Raw genomic sequence first — 525 nt, forward strand, 5'->3', positions numbered from 1 at the left:
GAACCGTATAGGAGTTGGATGTGAAGCTTATATCTCGGATCGACATGTTGCACAAACCTGCGGACTTCATCGCGAGTCAAAACAACAGGGAGCTTCTTTTCCGTCAGTGATTTTTGGAACCTCATATCCAGTGAAAGCGGGGTTTTAAAAAAGTCTCGATATAAAAACGAAATAGCATTCAGCGCCAATGCTTGAGTTTTGACTGCAACTTTTTCATCGATAGCGAGGTGGCTGAGAAATCGAATAACGTCGTCTTCAGATAACTTCGTTGGATGAGCAAACTGGTGGAATACAATAAAGCGCTTTATCCAGAATAGGTAACTCTCGATAGTTTTGTTGGCATAATGGCGAGTAAGCATATGCTCTTTTACACTTATCAGAAACTGACTTTTCATAACATTATGAGACTGTTTATTTATACAGGCGTTGTAATTTATCAATACTGGCCCATTTATCATGCTTTTTGCCGTCTAATTGCGTGTTCAAACACACATATTCATACTACTTTTCTATTTGTTTCATGAA

At 38.7% G+C, this 525-nt stretch carries 1 protein-coding gene; it reads right to left on the reverse strand.

The genetic code is table 11. The annotated features are described in order from the left end of the window. Positions 1 to 395, reverse strand: a 395-nt coding sequence (locus R7Q11_RS29145; protein WP_225467342.1) for a phage integrase N-terminal SAM-like domain-containing protein, incomplete at its 3' end; no start/stop codon positions are given. Positions 396 to 525 lie beyond the last annotated feature (130 nt).

The organism is Vibrio sp. 970 (assembly GCF_033339075.1).